At 44.4% G+C, this 17383-nt stretch carries 15 protein-coding genes and 1 pseudogene; 5 read left to right on the top strand and 11 right to left on the bottom strand.

The genetic code is table 11. The features are described 5' to 3' along the window. Window positions 1–94: 94 nt before the first annotated feature. The 7 genes from GVY04_11785 to GVY04_11755 form a co-directional block, all read right to left on the bottom strand. Complete coding sequence (locus tag GVY04_11785; GenBank protein NBD16781.1) at window positions 95–1297, bottom strand: argininosuccinate synthase; 1203 nt, start codon at window positions 1295–1297, stop codon at window positions 95–97. Between the two features lie 132 nt (window positions 1298–1429). Continuing rightward, window positions 1430–1543 carry a photosystem II reaction center protein J gene (locus tag GVY04_11780; protein NBD16780.1) on the bottom strand — a complete coding sequence of 38 codons (114 nt, stop codon included), beginning with the start codon at window positions 1541–1543 and terminating at the stop codon, window positions 1430–1432. Between the two features lie 54 nt (window positions 1544–1597). Continuing rightward, window positions 1598–1720 carry a photosystem II reaction center protein L gene (locus GVY04_11775; protein ID NBD16779.1) on the bottom strand — a complete coding sequence of 41 codons (123 nt, stop codon included), beginning with the start codon at window positions 1718–1720 and terminating at the stop codon, window positions 1598–1600. Between the two features lie 13 nt (window positions 1721–1733). Continuing rightward, window positions 1734–1868, bottom strand: coding sequence for a cytochrome b559 subunit beta (locus GVY04_11770; GenBank protein ID NBD16778.1), 135 nt, complete (start codon window positions 1866–1868; stop codon window positions 1734–1736). A 24-nt stretch (window positions 1869–1892) separates the two neighbouring features. Further along, a complete protein-coding gene (gene psbE / locus GVY04_11765) occupies window positions 1893–2138 on the bottom strand; it encodes a cytochrome b559 subunit alpha (protein NBD16777.1) in 246 nt (81 codons plus the stop codon). A gap of 376 nt (window positions 2139–2514) precedes the next feature. Then, the gene (locus GVY04_11760; protein ID NBD16776.1) at window positions 2515–3522 is read right to left on the bottom strand and encodes a photosynthesis system II assembly factor Ycf48; all 1008 of its coding nucleotides are present in this window, start codon (window positions 3520–3522) and stop codon (window positions 2515–2517) included. Window positions 3523–3618: 96 nt separating this feature from the next. Beyond that, the gene (locus tag GVY04_11755; GenBank protein ID NBD16775.1) at window positions 3619–3966 is read right to left on the bottom strand and encodes a rubredoxin; all 348 of its coding nucleotides are present in this window, start codon (window positions 3964–3966) and stop codon (window positions 3619–3621) included. Between the two features lie 192 nt (window positions 3967–4158). On the opposite strand from GVY04_11755, the pseudogene GVY04_11750 reads away from it, so the two are divergent. Continuing rightward, window positions 4159–4269: pseudogene (locus GVY04_11750) on the top strand (ISAs1 family transposase). A 111-nt stretch (window positions 4270–4380) separates the two neighbouring features. Here GVY04_11750 and ruvA read toward each other — a convergent pair. Both ruvA and GVY04_11740 read right to left on the bottom strand, forming a co-directional pair. After that, the gene (gene ruvA, locus GVY04_11745) at window positions 4381–5016 is read right to left on the bottom strand and encodes a Holliday junction branch migration protein RuvA (protein ID NBD16774.1); all 636 of its coding nucleotides are present in this window, start codon (window positions 5014–5016) and stop codon (window positions 4381–4383) included. Window positions 5017–5326: 310 nt separating this feature from the next. After that, window positions 5327–6853: a ferredoxin:protochlorophyllide reductase (ATP-dependent) subunit B gene (locus GVY04_11740; protein ID NBD16773.1), complete on the bottom strand. Its 1527-nt coding sequence runs from the start codon at window positions 6851–6853 to the stop codon at window positions 5327–5329. A gap of 342 nt (window positions 6854–7195) precedes the next feature. On the opposite strand from GVY04_11740, the gene GVY04_11735 reads away from it, so the two are divergent. Further along, complete coding sequence (locus GVY04_11735) at window positions 7196–7537, top strand: thioredoxin fold domain-containing protein (protein NBD16772.1); 342 nt, start codon at window positions 7196–7198, stop codon at window positions 7535–7537. On the opposite strand, the gene hflB is transcribed toward GVY04_11735, so the two are convergent. Then, on the bottom strand, window positions 7524–9533 hold the full coding sequence (hflB, locus tag GVY04_11730) for an ATP-dependent zinc metalloprotease FtsH (GenBank protein ID NBD16771.1): 2010 nt from the start codon (window positions 9531–9533) through the stop codon (window positions 7524–7526). The two genes, GVY04_11735 and hflB, sit on opposite strands and share 14 nt — an antisense overlap. A gap of 187 nt (window positions 9534–9720) precedes the next feature. Then, window positions 9721–10299, bottom strand: a complete 579-nt coding sequence (locus GVY04_11725) for a pyridoxamine 5'-phosphate oxidase (GenBank protein NBD16770.1) — start codon at window positions 10297–10299, stop codon at window positions 9721–9723. A gap of 257 nt (window positions 10300–10556) precedes the next feature. Between GVY04_11725 and nrdJ the strand changes: the two genes are divergently transcribed. From nrdJ to GVY04_11710, 3 genes are all read left to right on the top strand, one after another. Beyond that, complete coding sequence (gene nrdJ / locus GVY04_11720) at window positions 10557–13964, top strand: ribonucleoside-triphosphate reductase, adenosylcobalamin-dependent (protein ID NBD16769.1); 3408 nt, start codon at window positions 10557–10559, stop codon at window positions 13962–13964. 255 nt (window positions 13965–14219) lie between these two features. After that, entirely contained in the window at window positions 14220–14921 is a 702-nt protein-coding gene (locus tag GVY04_11715) for a phosphatidate cytidylyltransferase (protein ID NBD16768.1), read from the top strand. Between the two features lie 72 nt (window positions 14922–14993). Beyond that, complete coding sequence (locus tag GVY04_11710; protein ID NBD16767.1) at window positions 14994–17243, top strand: cyclic nucleotide-binding domain-containing protein; 2250 nt, start codon at window positions 14994–14996, stop codon at window positions 17241–17243. The last annotated feature ends 140 nt before the right edge of the window (window positions 17244–17383 follow it).

The following is a 17383-nucleotide window of genomic DNA, read 5'->3' as shown; positions in this document are numbered from 1 at the left end:
TGCAATTGATTCATACCTAAATGTAGGATAACGCTTGATGATTAGAAAAGAATGAATCATCTATTATCCCCTCCCGAATGAGAGAGGATTCTTGTTATTGCTTCGTTGCTTTTGACCAGACGCGGACAGGCATTCCCCAGATATAGATAAATCCTTCTGCTGCTTTATGATCAAACTCATCTTCTGCACCATAGGTGGCTAAGTCTTCAGCGTACAAGGAATAGTCTGATTGGCGACCGACAATGGTTGCATTCCCTTTAAAGAGTTTTAAGCGGACGGTTCCAGTTACCCGTTCTTGGGTTTGTTGGATAAATCCTTCTAAAGCCTTTTTGAGGGGACTATACCATAACCCGCGATAAATCAGTTGGGCATAAGTATCTTCAATTCCCCGCTTATATTGAGTAACATCAGCCGTTAACGTCAGGCTTTCTAAGTCACGGTGTGCCAAAATCAACGCCAGGAGTGCCGGGGCTTCATAAATTTCTCGAGATTTAATGCCCACAACCCGATTTTCCATCATGTCAATGCGACCAAAGCCATGGTGTCCAATTTGTTGGTTGAGGGTTTCCATCAAAGTGACTGGTTGATAGCGAATGCCATTAATGGTGACAGGAATTCCTTTTTCAAACCCAATATCCAGATATTCAGCTTCATCAGGAGTATTTTCAATAGCATTAGTCATACTAAAGACTTCTTCTGGGGGTTCCGCCATCGGATCTTCTAAAATCCCTGCTTCGATACTGCGTCCCAACAGATTTTGGTCAATACTATAGGGAGAAGATTTTTTGACTGGTGCAGCCAGTCCGAAGCGTTCTCCATACGCGATCGCGTCTTCACGACTCATCCCCCATTCTCGCGCGGGGGCAAGAATTTTCAACTCGGGATCTAAAGCAGCAATCGAGACATCAAAGCGTACTTGGTCATTTCCTTTACCAGTGCAGCCGTGCGCCACGGCATCTGCCCCCTGTTGATGGGCCACTTCCACTAACATTTGACTAATTAAGGGACGCGCCAAAGCAGTGGAAAGAGGATAACGGTTTTCATATAGGGCATTGGCTTGAATCGCAGGAAAAGCAAAGTCTGTAACAAACCGTTCCACGGCATTTTTCACCAAAGAAACGGAGGCACCAGCAGTGAGGGCTTTTTCTTTAATGGGCTCTAAATCTTCCCCCTGCCCCAAATCAGCAGCGAGGGTAATCACTTCTTTTACCCCCCATTCTTGTTTGAGATAAGGGATACAAACGGAGGTATCAACCCCGCCGGAATAGGCTAAGACAACTTTCTCTGCGCGACTCATATTAAACTCATTTTTCTAAACTGGACTAACTGGTCATTTTAGCGGTTTCAAGGACGGGCGCAAACCAGGCATTGGCAAATTAAAAACCGCTAGAGAACTTCCCTAGCGGTGTCATTTTGGGATGAGTCGGATCTAGACGGCAGAACCCACTCCGGCGTAAGAACCGTAGAAAAAGATCCCGACAACAGCAATAATCCCTAAACCAGCAATCGTGGCAACAATCCAAAGGGGTATTTTCCCAGACATCAATTTTTTCCTCCTAAATCAAGCTAGACAAATGTCAACAGTGTTAAATGGTTTTTAGTTAAAGAAGTAGCTTGAGAATAGAATTCCCAAGACAAAAACGAGTAACAACCCTAAATAAAGGGATGTCCGATTGAGTTCAACCGGTTGTTTATTGGGGTTTTGATTGCGATCTACCATCAATAGCTCCTTTCTATCTTTGAATAAACTGCATGGCGGCGATCGCGCCTAAAAAGAACACGCTGGGGACAGCTAAGGTATGAACCGCTAACCAACGGACTGTAAAAATGGGATAAGTTACCGGTTCATTCGGACGATTTGTGGTCATGTTTCTCCTCCTTGCTAAGAATACTTACTTATTAAATTCTTCGACTTCTTCTCTCGCCTGAAAGCGGTCGCTAATAATGGGCAATTCTTGCCGTTGTTGAGTGAAATATTCATCCGGGCGAGGGGTCCCAAAGGCATCATATGCCAAACCCGTTTGGACAAACAACCAACCGGCAATAAACAACATAGGAATCGTAATACTATGAATTACCCAATACCGAACGCTGGTAATAATATCACCAAAGGGACGTTCACCTGTATCTCCTGCCATTTGATCCTAACTCCTTTTACAAAAATTGACGGTTCATTCATACATGTTGACGACTCACCCTCCTTCAGGTGGGTGATTCTTCCTTCACTGAAAAATGCCTCCTCAACTCAGTTGATTTGGACTTACTTTTTCTCCAGAAGCTGACACGATACGCCCTACCGCCTTTGAGAGCGCGTTTCCTGACGCCGTACGCTGGCGTGGGGTCACTCTTCTTCTGCAACCGTTTAGCTAGTTGATTGTTCGACTTGGTTTTTGTCGATACGGATTGCATTGATTCAATTTCTAGATTCATTCTACAACACGAACCCGTCAAGGGTCGGGGGTTTAGACCTGTGATTTAAGGATGAGAAGTGTTTTAACAATTGCCACGTTTTCTTTACGCCGCATTGCTGGATCCCTCATACTTGAGGACAGTACCGCGATCGCCAAGAATAAATCCTTTCTCCGGATTAAAAAATTTCACCCGATAAAAATTCCCTGGCACTTGCTGCACATCACGGTCTTTTTTCCAAACGCCTTCGGTTTCAAAGCGACGGAATAAATCGCCGCTACCGCCCCCAACCCAGAATTCATCAGCATTACGATAGCCAATGTCGAGCAAGCCTTTCCCGCTAGAAAATTCAGGATATTCTGGATCTTGCCAACTCTCAAAGTCTGCAGATTCGGTAAACTGAACTTGACCACCGCGCGCCAGTAACCACACCCGTCCATCCGGGGTAAAGCCCATATTTTGCACCCGACGGGAGGTATTCCGTTCATGGGGTTGCCAGGCTTTATCCCCAGGGGTCCAAGTGGAGTAGAAGTTACCACGAGCGGATACCGCCACATACTTCCCATCTGAGGAACGAGAAATATTACGAGAAACCCCCACTGCTTCTTCCACAAGCGCTTGCCAATTTTGCCCACCATCAGTGGTTTGGTAAATTGCCCCGACATTGGTGGTCATTTCAGCCGAGTTTTTGCCAGTGGCAACAATGCTATAGGGTTCCCCTGGCAATTTTTTACTGAGGGGAATCCGAGACCAATGTTCTCCGCCATCAGTGGTATGCAAAAGAACCGAGGGTTCACCAACAATCCAACCCTCTTCTCCTTCAAAACTGACAGAAAGAAAGTCTAATTTTTCGTCTCCGAGTTGTAACGCTTCTTTCTGCCAAGTCTCTCCGCCATCTTCGGTTTTCAACAAGGTCGCTTGGTTTCCCACCATCCAACCTTGATCCGGATTGCCAGTAAAGTCAATATCCAAAACGGTTTCTTCGGTGGGGAGATTTTCCAAGACTCGCCAAGGGTTTGATTCGGTGGAGGGCACCTGACTACAACTCACCGTTAAGAGCGCGATCGCGCCCCAAATGATAATTTGCTTAATATTGTTTAACAAAATACTCATAATTTGCTGTTCCAAACTGGGTCACGGAACTGATCCCAAATCAACTCCTGGGCAAATTTCACCAGATTAGCAGTTTTTGTGCCCTTTGACACGCTTTTAACCCAGACCATAAAAACTCATAAAGATTAAAAAGCCCAAAGCGAGAGCCCCAAAAATCAGAATATTTTTTTGTCTTGGCGTCAACTGATTGACGCCGAACCCGTAGGAAAGATTCTCGGCAAAGCCCGATGGTGCATCAACAGCGCCAATGTCATCGAAGACATTTCGTCTCGCCCCACAAACGGGACAACGCCACTGTTCAGGTAAGTCGGCAAAGGTTGTTCCTGCCGGAACATTTTGACTGCTATCCCCTTTATTCGGTTCGTAAACATAGCCACAACTGCGACACTCATAGCGCGAGGGCGCAGCTTCAGCTAGGGTCTGTTCTTCAGTCGGCTCAGTCATGGTTAAAGACGATTTATGAGAACTCTGTTAAAAATTATCGCACAATTTGTTTCATCATTAGTCATTGTTGTGCAGGTAGATGTTCCTCGATTAAGAGCTATGTTGCCACCCAAGGGCGTTGGGATAAAAATAGAGCCGATTCGCTTGTGTGGGGCGTGCTATGGGGAAGCTCCTTACCATAAGTAAGATCGAGTGGCAGTTGAAACTTATGGCAAAGCGAAGCAAACCTGGTTAGAGACCTTTTTGGAATTGCCCAACGGCATACCGTCCCACGATACCTTTTCGAGAGTCTTAGGCTTGCTCAACCCGTACTTACGCTTGGGGAGAAACAGCCTCTACTCTGGTAGAATCCGTTCTGTCAGAGCAAGCAGCCTCGACGAACCAAGAATTCCACGCGCTTTAGCCGTGGGAGTGTCAATGGCTTAACCATGTAATCGCATTCCGGATCCACTCTTCTGGATTCGGACTTTTTGCCAGTAAAGAATCTTGACTGATAACTGATAGCGCTTGTTCAATTTCCTCTTTCGTATAACCTAACGCCAGCAATGTCATTTCCACATCTTCTCGAATGGCTGGCTTGGGGGCAACACTTTCATCTCCTTTCACCACTAGCCCGGCTTCGGTGCGCCATTGCGCAAGTTTTGTTTTCAATTCTAAGGCAATCCGTTCCGCTGTTTTTTTGCCCACACCGGGGGTTTTGGCTAAAAGTTGAGTATTTTCGGCAACAATTGCCTCAACGAGTTCTCTTAAACCTAAGGTATCAATCAGCGCGATCGCGACTTGACTACCCACACCATTTACAGCGGTTAATTTGCGAAATAAATCCCGCTCTGCTGCACTGTTAAATCCATACAAAATAATGGCATCGTCTCGAATTTGCTGATGGGTAAAAATTTGCGTTGATTCTGAAATGGCTTGGTCTAATTCTCGCGCTAGCCGAGAGGGAATTTGGATTTCATATCCCACTTGATTCACTTCTAGAATGAGGGTCACTCGATTTCCCGTGGTTTTGACAAGGTTAATCACCTCTCCTCGTAAATAACTAATCATCTTGTAGTCCCTTGTGCTTGCTCTCTTTCTCTTGCCAGAATCAATTTGTAGCAGAGATTGACCCATTTGTGATCAAATCACGCTGTTAATTGAGCAATGACCCAGAGTCGAAATTGCTTCATTAGTGAGACTTTTCCTTGGTTTTTGCTGGTTGCTAAATACTGAGGGATGACCTTCTGTAAAGGAAACTCAATGCGCGATCGCGAAACATACCCTTAATGAGAAATGAGCGTTTCTACACCCTCTGATGACAACGTTGCTTGTCATAGAAAACAGAGAGTGGGCAACTTGCCCACCCTGATTTTTCTGGTTATGCCCCCACGGCTTCTTTCGCTGCGTAAATCACTTCCGCATTAATATTTTCAATGCCATTCTCTCGGGCGTATTTTTCGGTATTGCGTTTCACTTTCCCACGAACAAACCCAGGAATTTTATTTAATTCCGCTAAGCCGTCTTTGGTCCAATTCAGATCGGAATCGGCAGAAACCGTTTTCGTAATCACTTCTTTGGTATCGTGTCCACCAAAGATTTCTAAGAGGTGATCCTCCATCCCTAGAGTGAAGGAATTATAGACCAAATCAACGACTTGGTTTGCCCCTTCATAGCCTAAGAACGGACGATAACCCACAGGGAAGTCTTGAATATGAATCGGTGCTGCAATGACACCACAGGGGATGTTAATCCGTTTCCCGACGTGGCGTTCCATTTGCGTTCCGAAAATGGCTGCCGGTTCTAAGCGCGCGATCGCGTCGCCAATCGCCCCATTATCATCACTGACAAGGACTTCATCACAGTAATCTTGTACTTGCGCTTTAAACCAATCTGCATCATAGGTGCAGTAGGTTCCCGCTAAAACAACACGGATGCCCATTTCCCGCGCTAAAATTTTTGTCATCGCGATCGCGTGGGTATTATCCCCAAACACAACCGCTTTCTTCCCGGTTAAATTCTGACAATCAATGGAGCGAGAGAACCAGGCCGCTTGTGAGACAAACCGCGTCTGATTATCAATATAATCCTCGTAATCAACATTTGCCCCTTGTTCATTCAACACCTTCTGAATCGTGCGAATACAACGCGCCGTTTCTACGATTCCCATCGGCGTCACCTGCACCGAAGGCATACCAAAAGTTTCTTCTAAATATTGCGCCGCCATCGGTCCCACTTCTCGGTAAGGAACCAAGTTAAACCAGGCTTGCGGAAGCGTTTTTAACTCATGAACGGACGCCCCTTGGGGAATGATCTGATTAATTTCAATCCCGAGATCAGCCATTAACCGTTTCAACTCGGTGAGATCATGTTGATTATGAAAACCAAGGGTTGTGGGACCAATGATATTAACGGAAGGCTTTTCTGTTTTCCCCTCAGGAAGGTCGCCATTTTTCTGCGCCTTATTCAGATAGAACTTCACCACCTGCGCCAGCGTTTTATCCGCAGCTTGCAACTCATTGACACGATAATGGTTGACATCGGCAAGCATGACATCCCCTGCACTATCGAGTTGCGCCCGTTGGACAAAGTTTTCTAAATCTTCCTGCAAGATACTAGAGGTACAAGTAGGAGTGAGAATGGTTAAGTCAGGGTGGATTTCTGCATCTTTGCGAGTAATGTTGTCAACCACTTTTTCTTGGGAACCCCGCGCCAACACTTTTCGATCCACAACACTGGTTGTAACGGGAGTGAAATTGCGATCGCGCTCTAACATCGACCGCATGACATTAAAATAATCATCTCCCAAAGGCGCGTGCATGATGGCATGAACATTTTTAAACGAGCTAGCAACGCGGAGCGTCCCAATGTGAGCCGGTCCTGCGTACATCCAGTAAGCCAGTTTCATAAATTAAAGTCTATTTTCCATGTGAGCATTTAAATTGCATTGTCTCAAATGTCTGCTCAAAAATTCTGACAATTACTACCGATTCAAAAATCGCTCTATCCCTTGCTATGAGGTTCATTTCTCTTATTCCAACTTGAATTTAAACAACACAAATTTTGTTTAATCTATAGGTTTCTTAAACTCTTGGCAAACTTCTTAAACAATGGAGAAATCAACAACAATAATTTTTAGCATTCTATAAATTGATAGAAATCGGGGATCTCCCCTGGCACTTTGATCCCAAATCGATGTAGCATGATCCAAAAGCGGAATCATTCATTTTAATAAAACTTTATCAACGTTATGGTAGCGACCGTTAACGAAACTAATTTTTCTCAAGAAGTTCTCTCTTCACGTCAACCCACTTTAGTTCACTTTTGGGCGCCTTGGTGTGGTTTATGCCATTTAATTATGCCAACCCTGATTACCTTCCAAAATAGTTGGGATCAGGAAATCAAGTTAGTCAGTGTCAATGCTGATGAAAACTTTAAACTTGCTAATACTTATCGTCTGAAAAGTTTACCCACCTTAATTTTATTTGATCAAGGCAAAGTTGTCTCACGTTTAGAAGAATTAAAAGGGCGCGATGAACTGTATCGCACCCTTGAAACTCTAATGAGTCATGCTCTGCCTAATTCAGCTTAGATTGATGAAAAGTCGATGCCTCTTGAGCATTTTCGTGATGATTATTAACTAAAGCCTCTTGCAATGTCTCAGGTAAAGTTCCCGTTTTCAACCAATTTTGAAAGTGTTCTGGGGCTTTAACCTGGGATAGTTTTTCAGTTAAACTTTCCCCATCTAAAACTTCTTCTGCTAAGAGATGTTGTGCCGTTTCTTCTAACACCTCTCGATTTTCGCTAAGAATATGTTGTGCCATGGCATGAGCCGTTTCCACAATATTCTTGACTTCTTCATCAATGGCTTGAGTAACTTGTGGACCCACGGAACGGCGGGGACTGCTTAACCCAGGAATATATTGTTGCTGGGGCTTCTCGAATGCAATGGGACCGAGGCGGTCGCTCATGCCATAGAGGGTAACACAACGTTCTGCTAAATCCGTTGCTTTCTGGATATCGTCACTCGCGCCCGTCGAAACTTTGCCAAAGACGACTTCTTCGGCAGAGCGTCCGGCTAACATGATGGCAATCCGACCGCGAATTTCATCTTCCGCTACGAGGAAGCGATCTTCTTCCGGCAACTGCAGGGTGTAGCCTAAAGCCCCTGCGCCACGAGGAACAATGGAGATTTTTTCCACGCGACCGGCACCTGGCATCAAACTGCCAACCATGGCGTGACCCACTTCGTGATAGGCAACGGTCTTTTTCTCTTCCTCTTGTAAAACCCGCGATTTTTTCTCTAAACCAGCAATGACCCGTTCTAAAGCCTCATCAAAGTCTGCCATTGTCACGTACTCATGATTATTCCGTGCTGCCAGCAGGGCTGCTTCATTGACTAAGTTGGCGAGATCCGCACCGGCAAAGCCAGGAGTGCGACCGGCAATCACCGATAAATCCACATCTTCAGCCAGTTTAATGTTGGGGACATGAACTTCTAAAATTTCTTTACGTCCTTTCTTATCGGGACGATCAACCCCAACTTGGCGGTCAAACCGTCCGGGACGTTGGAGCGCTGGATCAAGCACTTCCGGACGGTTGGTTGCGGCTAAGACAATCACACCGGTATTGGCATCAAACCCATCCATTTCGTTGAGTAACTGGTTGAGGGTTTGTTCTTGTTCATCATTACCGCCACCACCGGTCATTGCACCATTGCCACCACGGGATTTACCGAGGGCATCTAACTCGTCAATGAAGATGATACAAGGCGCTTGTTGTTGCGCTTGTTGGAATAAATCGCGGACACGGGAGGCACCGACCCCAACAAACATTTCAATAAATTCAGAACCAGAAATGCTAAAGAAGGGCACATTGGCTTCTCCGGCAACCGCTTTAGCAAGGAGGGTTTTGCCGGTTCCCGGTGGTCCGACCAGTAACACCCCTTTGGGGATTTTTGCACCGAGGCGGCTGTATTTCGTGGCGTTTTTAAGATAGTCCACCACTTCTTTTAACTCTTCTTTCGCCTCATCAACCCCGGCGATATCATTAAAGGTAAAACCGGTATCGCCTTCAGAATAAATCCGCGCTTTGCTTCTACCAACGGACATAATAGGGTTACTTGCCCCACCTTGAGCGCGATTAAAGAGGAAATAAGCCAGACCGAAAAAGAGCAGCGGCGGTAAAATCCAACTGAGGGCACCAATGAACCAGCCCGCACCACCACCAGAGGGTTGCCCACTGTATTCAACGTTATTGGCTTCCAGAACTTCGGTCAAATCGCGATCGCTGGGAACGGCAAAGGTTTGTCGGATTAGAGGCGCGTTTTCCTCTTCGACAGCATCGGGTTTCAGCTTATACTCAATCCGTTCCGGTCCGATACTGACTTCTTCAACTTGATTATTTTTAACTTGCTCAATAAATTGACTATAGGGAACTTCCTCTCCGTCTGGACCAGAGAAAAAGCTTGCGACCAAAAGCGTTAAAGCAACAATTGGAAAAAGCCAACTGGCATTAAACCTTGGCTTCTCATTTGCATTATTATTTTGAGAATTACGATTATTATCTTGGGTTTTTTCTGTAGCCATGCCTTTTAATTGATTTTAACCTCACAGTAGAGGATGAAACGTCAAGTTTATCTCTCAACGATCTGCTTTACTACTGATCATCGCGCTCATCATCGGCAAAATCCGCTATCTTGAGTTAGAAATTTGTGATGAGTTCTCTGTCATGAGTTATTCGTCATTAGTTAGAGGAAACGGCAAACGTTCACTATTAGGGATTTACTTCTGTTTTTGACCAATTTCCGGCTTCATCACAAGAGTAGAGATAACGATTTTGTGGGTTTCCTTTGAGAGTGAGATGATCCACTTCCTGAGGAGAAAAGAGTAAAACGGTAAACGTATCAGGAGGATGCTCAGTGGCAGGAGTGGCTTCAGTAAATGTTGTTTCTGGTTCTATGCGTTCAGCCTTCGGATGTGGCCAAACGAAGAGTAAACGGCTCTTAACTGATAGTTTTTCCCAGAGGATTTGTCGCAGGCTACTCAAAGTCTTATGGTCAGAATCGACAACGGTGATAATTCCTTTAATCCGAAATTGTTCTTGTGATTTACTGAAGTACCAACAAATTTCTCCTTGCGGGTTTTGTTGTAAATGAGCATTTTTTTGGCTGCGAGCATCGCTTACAATTTGTAAATCGTTGCTATTTTCTCGAAACTCCCGAAAGACGACAGTACGGTTAGCCGGCTGATGATGAGGAGAAATCGTCGCCAATTGAAAGTAACGAGACTCGCGAAGAGAACGGTTAACATGGAGAGCGCGGGCAAGAGAAGACCGCCAAGGAGCTAAAGGCATGATACAAAACTTAATTATCCTTGCTATTCCTAACGCACTTTTTTGAGAAATGGCAAAACTTTTCATAAAGAATTATTGTTTTTGAAACTCAAGTGTGAGCCATAGTGATATAATCCTTCAAGTTTTGTGACCTAAAGAAAAGACTTGACCTGCCATAGCGCAATTTTTGAGAAGTGGCAAAACTTTTTTTTAGACCTTTACCTTACCGCGAGAGTTAATTAAGATTAGAATCTCAGTCATTCAAATTAGAGCCTGTTATGGTCAGAGAGCTTGAGCGTAAACAATCGACAAACTTCCCGGAAAATGCGCCAGTGGCGAATCCTGTATTTTTCCGAACCTATAGCCGACGTACCGCGCAAGGACGAGAAACTTGGGAACAAGTGCGCGATCGCTGCGTTTCTGGATTGGTGAAACTCGGTCAACTCACAGCAGAGGAAGCCCAACTCTTAGAAAAAACCATGACTCACCTCAAAAGTCTGCCAGCAGGGCGTTGGCTTTGGGTCGGGGGAACCCAGTGGCTGGAAAATCCGAAAAACTATTCCGGTGCTTATAACTGTACTTCTACCAATGTTGTAGATTGGCGCGCCTTTGGCTTAATGATGGATTTAGCGATGATGGGCTGTGGCACCGGGGCTGTCTTAGAAGAAAAATATATCAGCCAGTTACCTGTTATTCGCAATCACCTCAAGATTTTTCTAGTGGGAGCAATTGGCACCGTGCTCCCAGAAACTCGTCAAGAAGAAACCACAGTTAAAATTAGTGATTCAAACAACGTAAAAATTTGTATTGGTGACTCCCGCGAAGGCTGGGTACAGTCCTATCAGGCACTATTAGAACTCTCTAGTAATGAAAATTTAGACACAACAGTCAATGTTGAAATCGATCCGAGCCATGTGCGTCCTGCAGGAGAAGTCTTAAAAGGCTTTGGTGGTGTGGCAAATCCCATTAAAATTCCAGAATTGTATCCTCGTCTGGCTAAAATCTTGAATCGCGCGCAAGGACGGAAACTGAATGCAGAAGAATGTTGTTTGTTGATTGATGAAGCGGCGGCAACGGTAGTGGCGGGAAATATTCGCAGGAGCGCGGGGATTCGTCAGTTTGACGCTGATTCACCACTTTTAAAACAAAATCTCTGGCAACCGGATGCTGAAGGCAATTGGCGCATTGATCCCGAACGGGATGCACTGCGGATGGCAAATCATACCCGGGTTTATCACCAAGCCCCAAGTTTAGAAGAATGTGTGGATGCTGTACGCAGTCAATTTTATTCTGGGGAAGGGGCGATTCAGTATGCACCGGAGGCGATCGCGCGCGCAAACACTGATCTGCTTAACGAACCTTCAAAACGGCAAGAATTTCTAGAGATTTATACCAATCAAGGTGTAGAAGCGGCGAAAACTTGGTTCCAACAAAAGTCCCCAGGAATGTCAAAAAATGAACTTGAACATCGTTTACAGCGCTATGGCTTGAATCCTTGCGTCACTGCAGAGACTTGGGTTCATACCGAAAATGGGGCGAAACAAGTTAAAGATTTAATTGGAACACAACAGAGTGTTTACGTTAACGGTGAGTTATTTAGCACCACACCAGAAGGATTTTTCTATACGGGAACGAAACCCATAGTAAAATTAGCGACACAAGAAGGTCATACCCTACGTTTAACGCCGAATCATCAAGTACTGAAAGTGACCGCGCAAACGCTGAAAAAACAATATACAGAATGGATCGCTGTAGAAAATTTAAAACCGCGCGATCGCGTGATGCTTCATAATCATCAGGATATTCGTCCTTGGGATGGAAAAGGAACGTTTGAAGAAGGTTGGCTACTGGGTAGTCTAGTGGGCGATGGGAGTCTTACTCATACGCCATGGAATGATGTCGGAATTCTTCGCTATTGGGGAGAAACCCAAGATGAACTCAGCCAGTATGCTGCTACAACACTAGAACAATCAGTCGAGTACACCCGACGCACTCCTGTCGCTTTTTATCATAAGCAACATCATCTTCGACAAATTAGCTCATCAGGATTAGCCAAACTAGCTTCTTCCTTCGGAATTATTTGCGATAATAAGCATATCACTCAAGAAATTGAGCAAGGAAGTTATAACTTCTATCAAGGATTTTTACGGGGGTTATTTGATGCTGACGGCAGTGTGCAAGGGACTCAACTCAAAGGAGTGAGTGTTAGATTAGCCCAGAGTAATTTAGAAGACTTGCAAGCTGTGCAAAGGATGTTGTTACGTCTGGGAATTGTATCAACTCTCTATGAAAATCGACGCGACAAAGGAGACAGAGCATTACCCGATTCTCAACGACAACCTAAACTCTATGAATGTCAAGCCAATCATGAAATTGTGATTACAAAAGAAAACTTGTATCATTTTCAAAATATTGTTGGGTTTCGTGATCCACAAAAAAATGCGAAGTTAACTAATGCACTGAACTCGTATCAACGAAATTTAAATCGAGAAAGATTTACGGCAACGATAGCAAGTATCGAGCCAGATGGAATAGAACCGGTTTATGATTGCACGGTCCCGGGGGTGCATCGCTTTGATGCCAATGGCTTAGTTGCTCATAACTGTGGTGAAATTTTGGGTAGCGATTTTCACTGTAACCTGAGCGAAATTCACTTAAATCTCATTGATCCCAATAATGAACAAGAACAAACCGAAGCCTTCCAAGCTGGTGCTTTAGCGGTTGCCACCTTACTCAATCATCAATTCCAAGAACCGCGCTACCAGTACAGCCGAGAACTGGACCCCATTGTTGGTGTTTCCTTTACCGGATTATTTGATTTCTTTGTGCAGGCATTTGGCGTAGACTGGTTGCGCTGGTGGGAAGAAGGTCGCCCTGATACGGAACAAGGACGGCACTTTAAGCAGCGAGAACAAGCCTATCTGAAAAAATGGCGCGAGATTGTTCACCAAACGGTTTGGGATTATTGTGATCGGCATCAAATTCAACGCCCGAATCGTTGCACTACCGTTCAACCCAGTGGCACGAAATCTTTATTAACGGGCGCTTCTCCCGGTTGGCATCCGCCGAAAGCAGTGCGATTTATCCGTCGAGTGACCTTTGGCAAAAATGATCCCGTTGCGTTAGCTTGTATTGAGTATGGCTACAGCGTGGTTCCTTCCCAATCAGACAAAGATGAACAGGGCAATCTTCTTAAAGATCCCTTTGATCCCCGTTGTACCGAATGGTTAGTTGAAATTCCCGTTGCTGTTCCGTGGGCCGATTTACCAGGGGCTGATCAGATTGATATCTCTAAATTTTCTGTCTTGGCACAGTTTGATTTTGCCATGCAAGTCCAGAAACATTATGTTACTCACAATACCTCAGCAACGCTGGAACTCAGGGAACATGAAATTGAGGATTTAGGGCAAGCGATTTATCACGCTATTAAAAACAATGACGGGTATATTTCTGCCGCATTACTCGCCCGGTTTGATGCTTACCAAACCTTTCCTCGTTTACCCTTTGAACCGGTGGCTGAAGCAACCTATAACCAACTCATGCAAGAGGTGGAAGCACGGCGGAAAATGGATGATTTTCATGCTGCATTACTGAAGTATGATCAAGGAGAACTCTCTGAAGCAGGTCCCACTGGGTGCGATAGTGATAAATGTATGTTCCCAGAGTCTTTCCCGAATGAAGTCTAGGGCAATTCAAGGGAGTTTTCAACTCTGACTGAGGATTTGGCATGGGTACCCAGTTACCTATGCCATTGCTGGTCAAAGATTACGCTTTCGGAAACCGCGGAATGCGGTGCCGCTTTCCAACTGGAATTCGATTCCAGTTGGGTCGGCACAGAAGGCGCCTGCTTTGACCGTTGGTAAAGATAGGTCGGGAGTCGGTAGCGCAATAAATGATGAACAGTGTATCTTAACTCATAGTATTGAGGAATCAACTGACCCTTGTCTTATCTTTTGTTATCCGTTTCACCAGGGCTACCTATTTTCCCTTTAGTGCTTGTTGTTGCCTTTCTTGGCGCGGTGATCCTGCTGGCTGAAAGTTTGAATCGTATGATTGCTTCGGAAGCGGAATTAACCCGTAAAATTGTGCATATTGGGGCAGGAAACGTCATTTTAATTGCGTGGTGGTTTCAAATTCCGCCTTGGATGGGCATTAGCGCAGCAGCGATCGCGGCAATGATTGCCTTGCTATCTTATTTTTTGCCAATTTTGCCCAGTATTAATAGTGTGGGACGGAAAAGCCTCGGCACCTTTTTTTATGCCATGAGTATGGGGATTTTAATGGCTTGGTTTTTTCCAGAAACTCCCCAGTATGCTGCCATTGGGATTCTTACGATGGCGTGGGGAGATGGCTTAGCAGCCTTAATGGGTCAAAACTTCGGTCGTCATCCCTACAAAGTGCTGGGTAGTACCAAAAGCTGGGAAGGATCATTAACAATGGCAACCGTCAGTTATTTCGTTTGTTGGAGTATCTTACTCCTCCAAGAAGGCAATTTTTGGCAAAATTGGTTAATTCCACTGATTATTGCGGTAATTACGACGGTTTTTGAAGCCGTTTCTAAATTAGGGATTGATAATTTAACGGTTCCTATCGTTAGCGGTGGCTTATCTTTCCTATTGGTTCAAGTATTGCTTCATTCCTAGGTTTGGTCACATTGAATACAGTTTGTTTTCTCTAAGGGATTCAGGCTAGATCAAAGTAACTTAGGGGGAAGAATGACTAATCAGTTAAGCTCTCAGCAACAACTTCGTTTCAATTTTTTACCGTCTTGGGCAAAGAGTCTGCAACCAAAAGACCTCTTTTTAAGTTTAATGGCTGGTGGCATTACTGGTATCATTGGAGTAATCCGCGCAATTTCTTATGCGGCTTTAATTTTTTCGGGCAGCTTAGGATCAGAATTAGGAGTCGGTGTGGGATTAACAGTTTTCAGTACAGGAATTGTTAGTTTTGTCGCTGCTATTTTCAGTGCGCTTCCAGGCATGATTGCCACTCCTTTAGCGGCACCGACCGCAATTACTGCGATTTTGGCAAGTGAAATCGTAACTGATTTAAAGGCAAATCTCTCTCCTTCAGAAATTTTAGTAACCGTGTTGGCGGCGATCGCGCTTTCTTCTATGGGCACTGGCTTATTTCTTTTACTTTTAGGACGTTTCAAACTGGGCAGTAAAATTCGCTTTATCCCTTACCCGGTGGTGGGTGGATTTATGGCAGGAACCGGTTGGCTTTTAGTATCCGGTTCAATTCAAATTACTACTGATATTTCTTTAACATTTACTAATTTATCAACCTTTTTACAAGCGGATCCTTTAATCCATTGGGGAGCTGCTTTTGTGATTGGTTTAATTATCTTATTTATCTCTAGTCGCTACCATCATTACCTAGTCATGCCAGGCACTTTATTAGGATTGATGGTGATCTTTTATGTGGTTTTGTGGACCAGTGGGATGTCGCTGACAGAAGCAAGAGAACAAGGCTGGTTATTAGAAACATTCGCCTCGGGTGGACTTTGGAAACCCTTAACTGTCTCTGATTTTAGCGCCATTCAATGGCCAGCAATTTTATCCCACTGGGGACTAATTGTTTCTTTAATGCTGGTGAGTTTACTCTCTTTAGTCCTGAGTAATAGCGGGATAGAATTAGTAGTGGGTCGCGACATTAGTTTGAATCGAGAATTAGAATCAGTGGGGATTGCTAATGTTGCCTCTGGATTAGGTACTGGTATGACGGGAAACCAAGCGCTGCCGAGTACATTATTAGTGGATAAAATTGGCGCAAATAGTCGTTTGGCCGGAATATTTTCCGGTATATTTTGTTTCTTTGTCTTAATTCTGGGTCCTTCTTTTATTTCTTTATTTCCTAAACCTATTTTAGGGGGACTGATTTTATATCTCGGACTAGCACTTTTAATTCAGTGGGTTTATAAAGCTTGGTTTAAACTGAATTTTTCCGATTATTTAATTGTTATCGCCACTTTAATTGTTATTAATGCTGTGGGTTTTTTAGAAGGAATTGCTGTCGGCTTTATCATGAGCGTCATTTCCTTCATGTTTAACTATAGTCAACTCAATGTTGTCAAACAGAGTTCTTCGATTGTGACAACAAGAAGTAATATCCATCGCACCGAACCGGAACGAGAAATTTTAAATAAGAACGGAGAAAAAGTTTATATCTTAGAATTGCAAGGCTATGTCTTTTTCGGCACAGCAGATTATCTTTTGCAACAAGTGCGCGATCGCGTTGAAACCATAGAAGAAAAGCCCTTAAATTATATTCTCATTGATTTTCGAGAAGTGGAAGGACTCGATGCTTCCGGTGTGCTGACGTTTATTAAACTCCTGAAAATTGCCCGTCAACAAAAACTGACCTTGGTCTATACCAATCTCCTGCCTAAATTAGAAGCCCAACTGCGCCAGGGTGGAGGCATTGATGAAGACGAACAACTTTGTTATATTCTCCCCGATTTAGATCGGGGTTTGGAATGGTGTGAAAATCAACTCTTAAAAGATGCCTATTCAGAAACGACAAACAAAAGTTCTTTGAAAGAACAACTCGCTGATTTATTTCTCAGTGCAGAACAAGCAGAAGAGTTTGTCGAATATCTGGTGCCTAAAAAAGTTGTTGCGGGTGAAGTCATTTTTGAAGCAGGAGCCGATCAACAATGTTTATATTTTATTGAGTCGGGACAAGTGAGCGTGCTTTTAGACTTACCGAATGGTCAGACCAAACGGCTACAAACCCACTGTCAAGGTTCAGTTTTAGGAGAAATGCGATTCTATGGCAAACCCCCTCTTTCTTCCCTGGTCGTTGCGGATCGTCCCAGCCAACTCTATCGGCTCGATCGCGCCACCTTTGAAAAAATGAAGCGAGCCCATCCGGAACTAGCCTATGCCTTACAAGAATATATTGTCCGCTTCCTGTGTGATAGCTTGACGCGCCGAGAAGAACAAGTGCGAATCATTGCTTAAATGATAATTAGTCATTACAGTGACATCCTCCAGCACTCAATCAAAGATTAGAGTGCTGGCTTCCCATCCTCACGAATGGGCATTGCTCCCCTACGCCAGTTATCTAGGCACATTGCCCCCGACACCTCGACGGGGCTTAC

Source organism: Cyanobacteria bacterium GSL.Bin1 (genome assembly GCA_009909085.1).
Lineage (GTDB): Bacteria > Cyanobacteriota > Cyanobacteriia > Cyanobacteriales > Rubidibacteraceae > Halothece.
The sequence above is the reverse complement of the archived record's forward strand: the minus strand, read 5'-3'. Positions and strand labels throughout refer to the sequence as shown.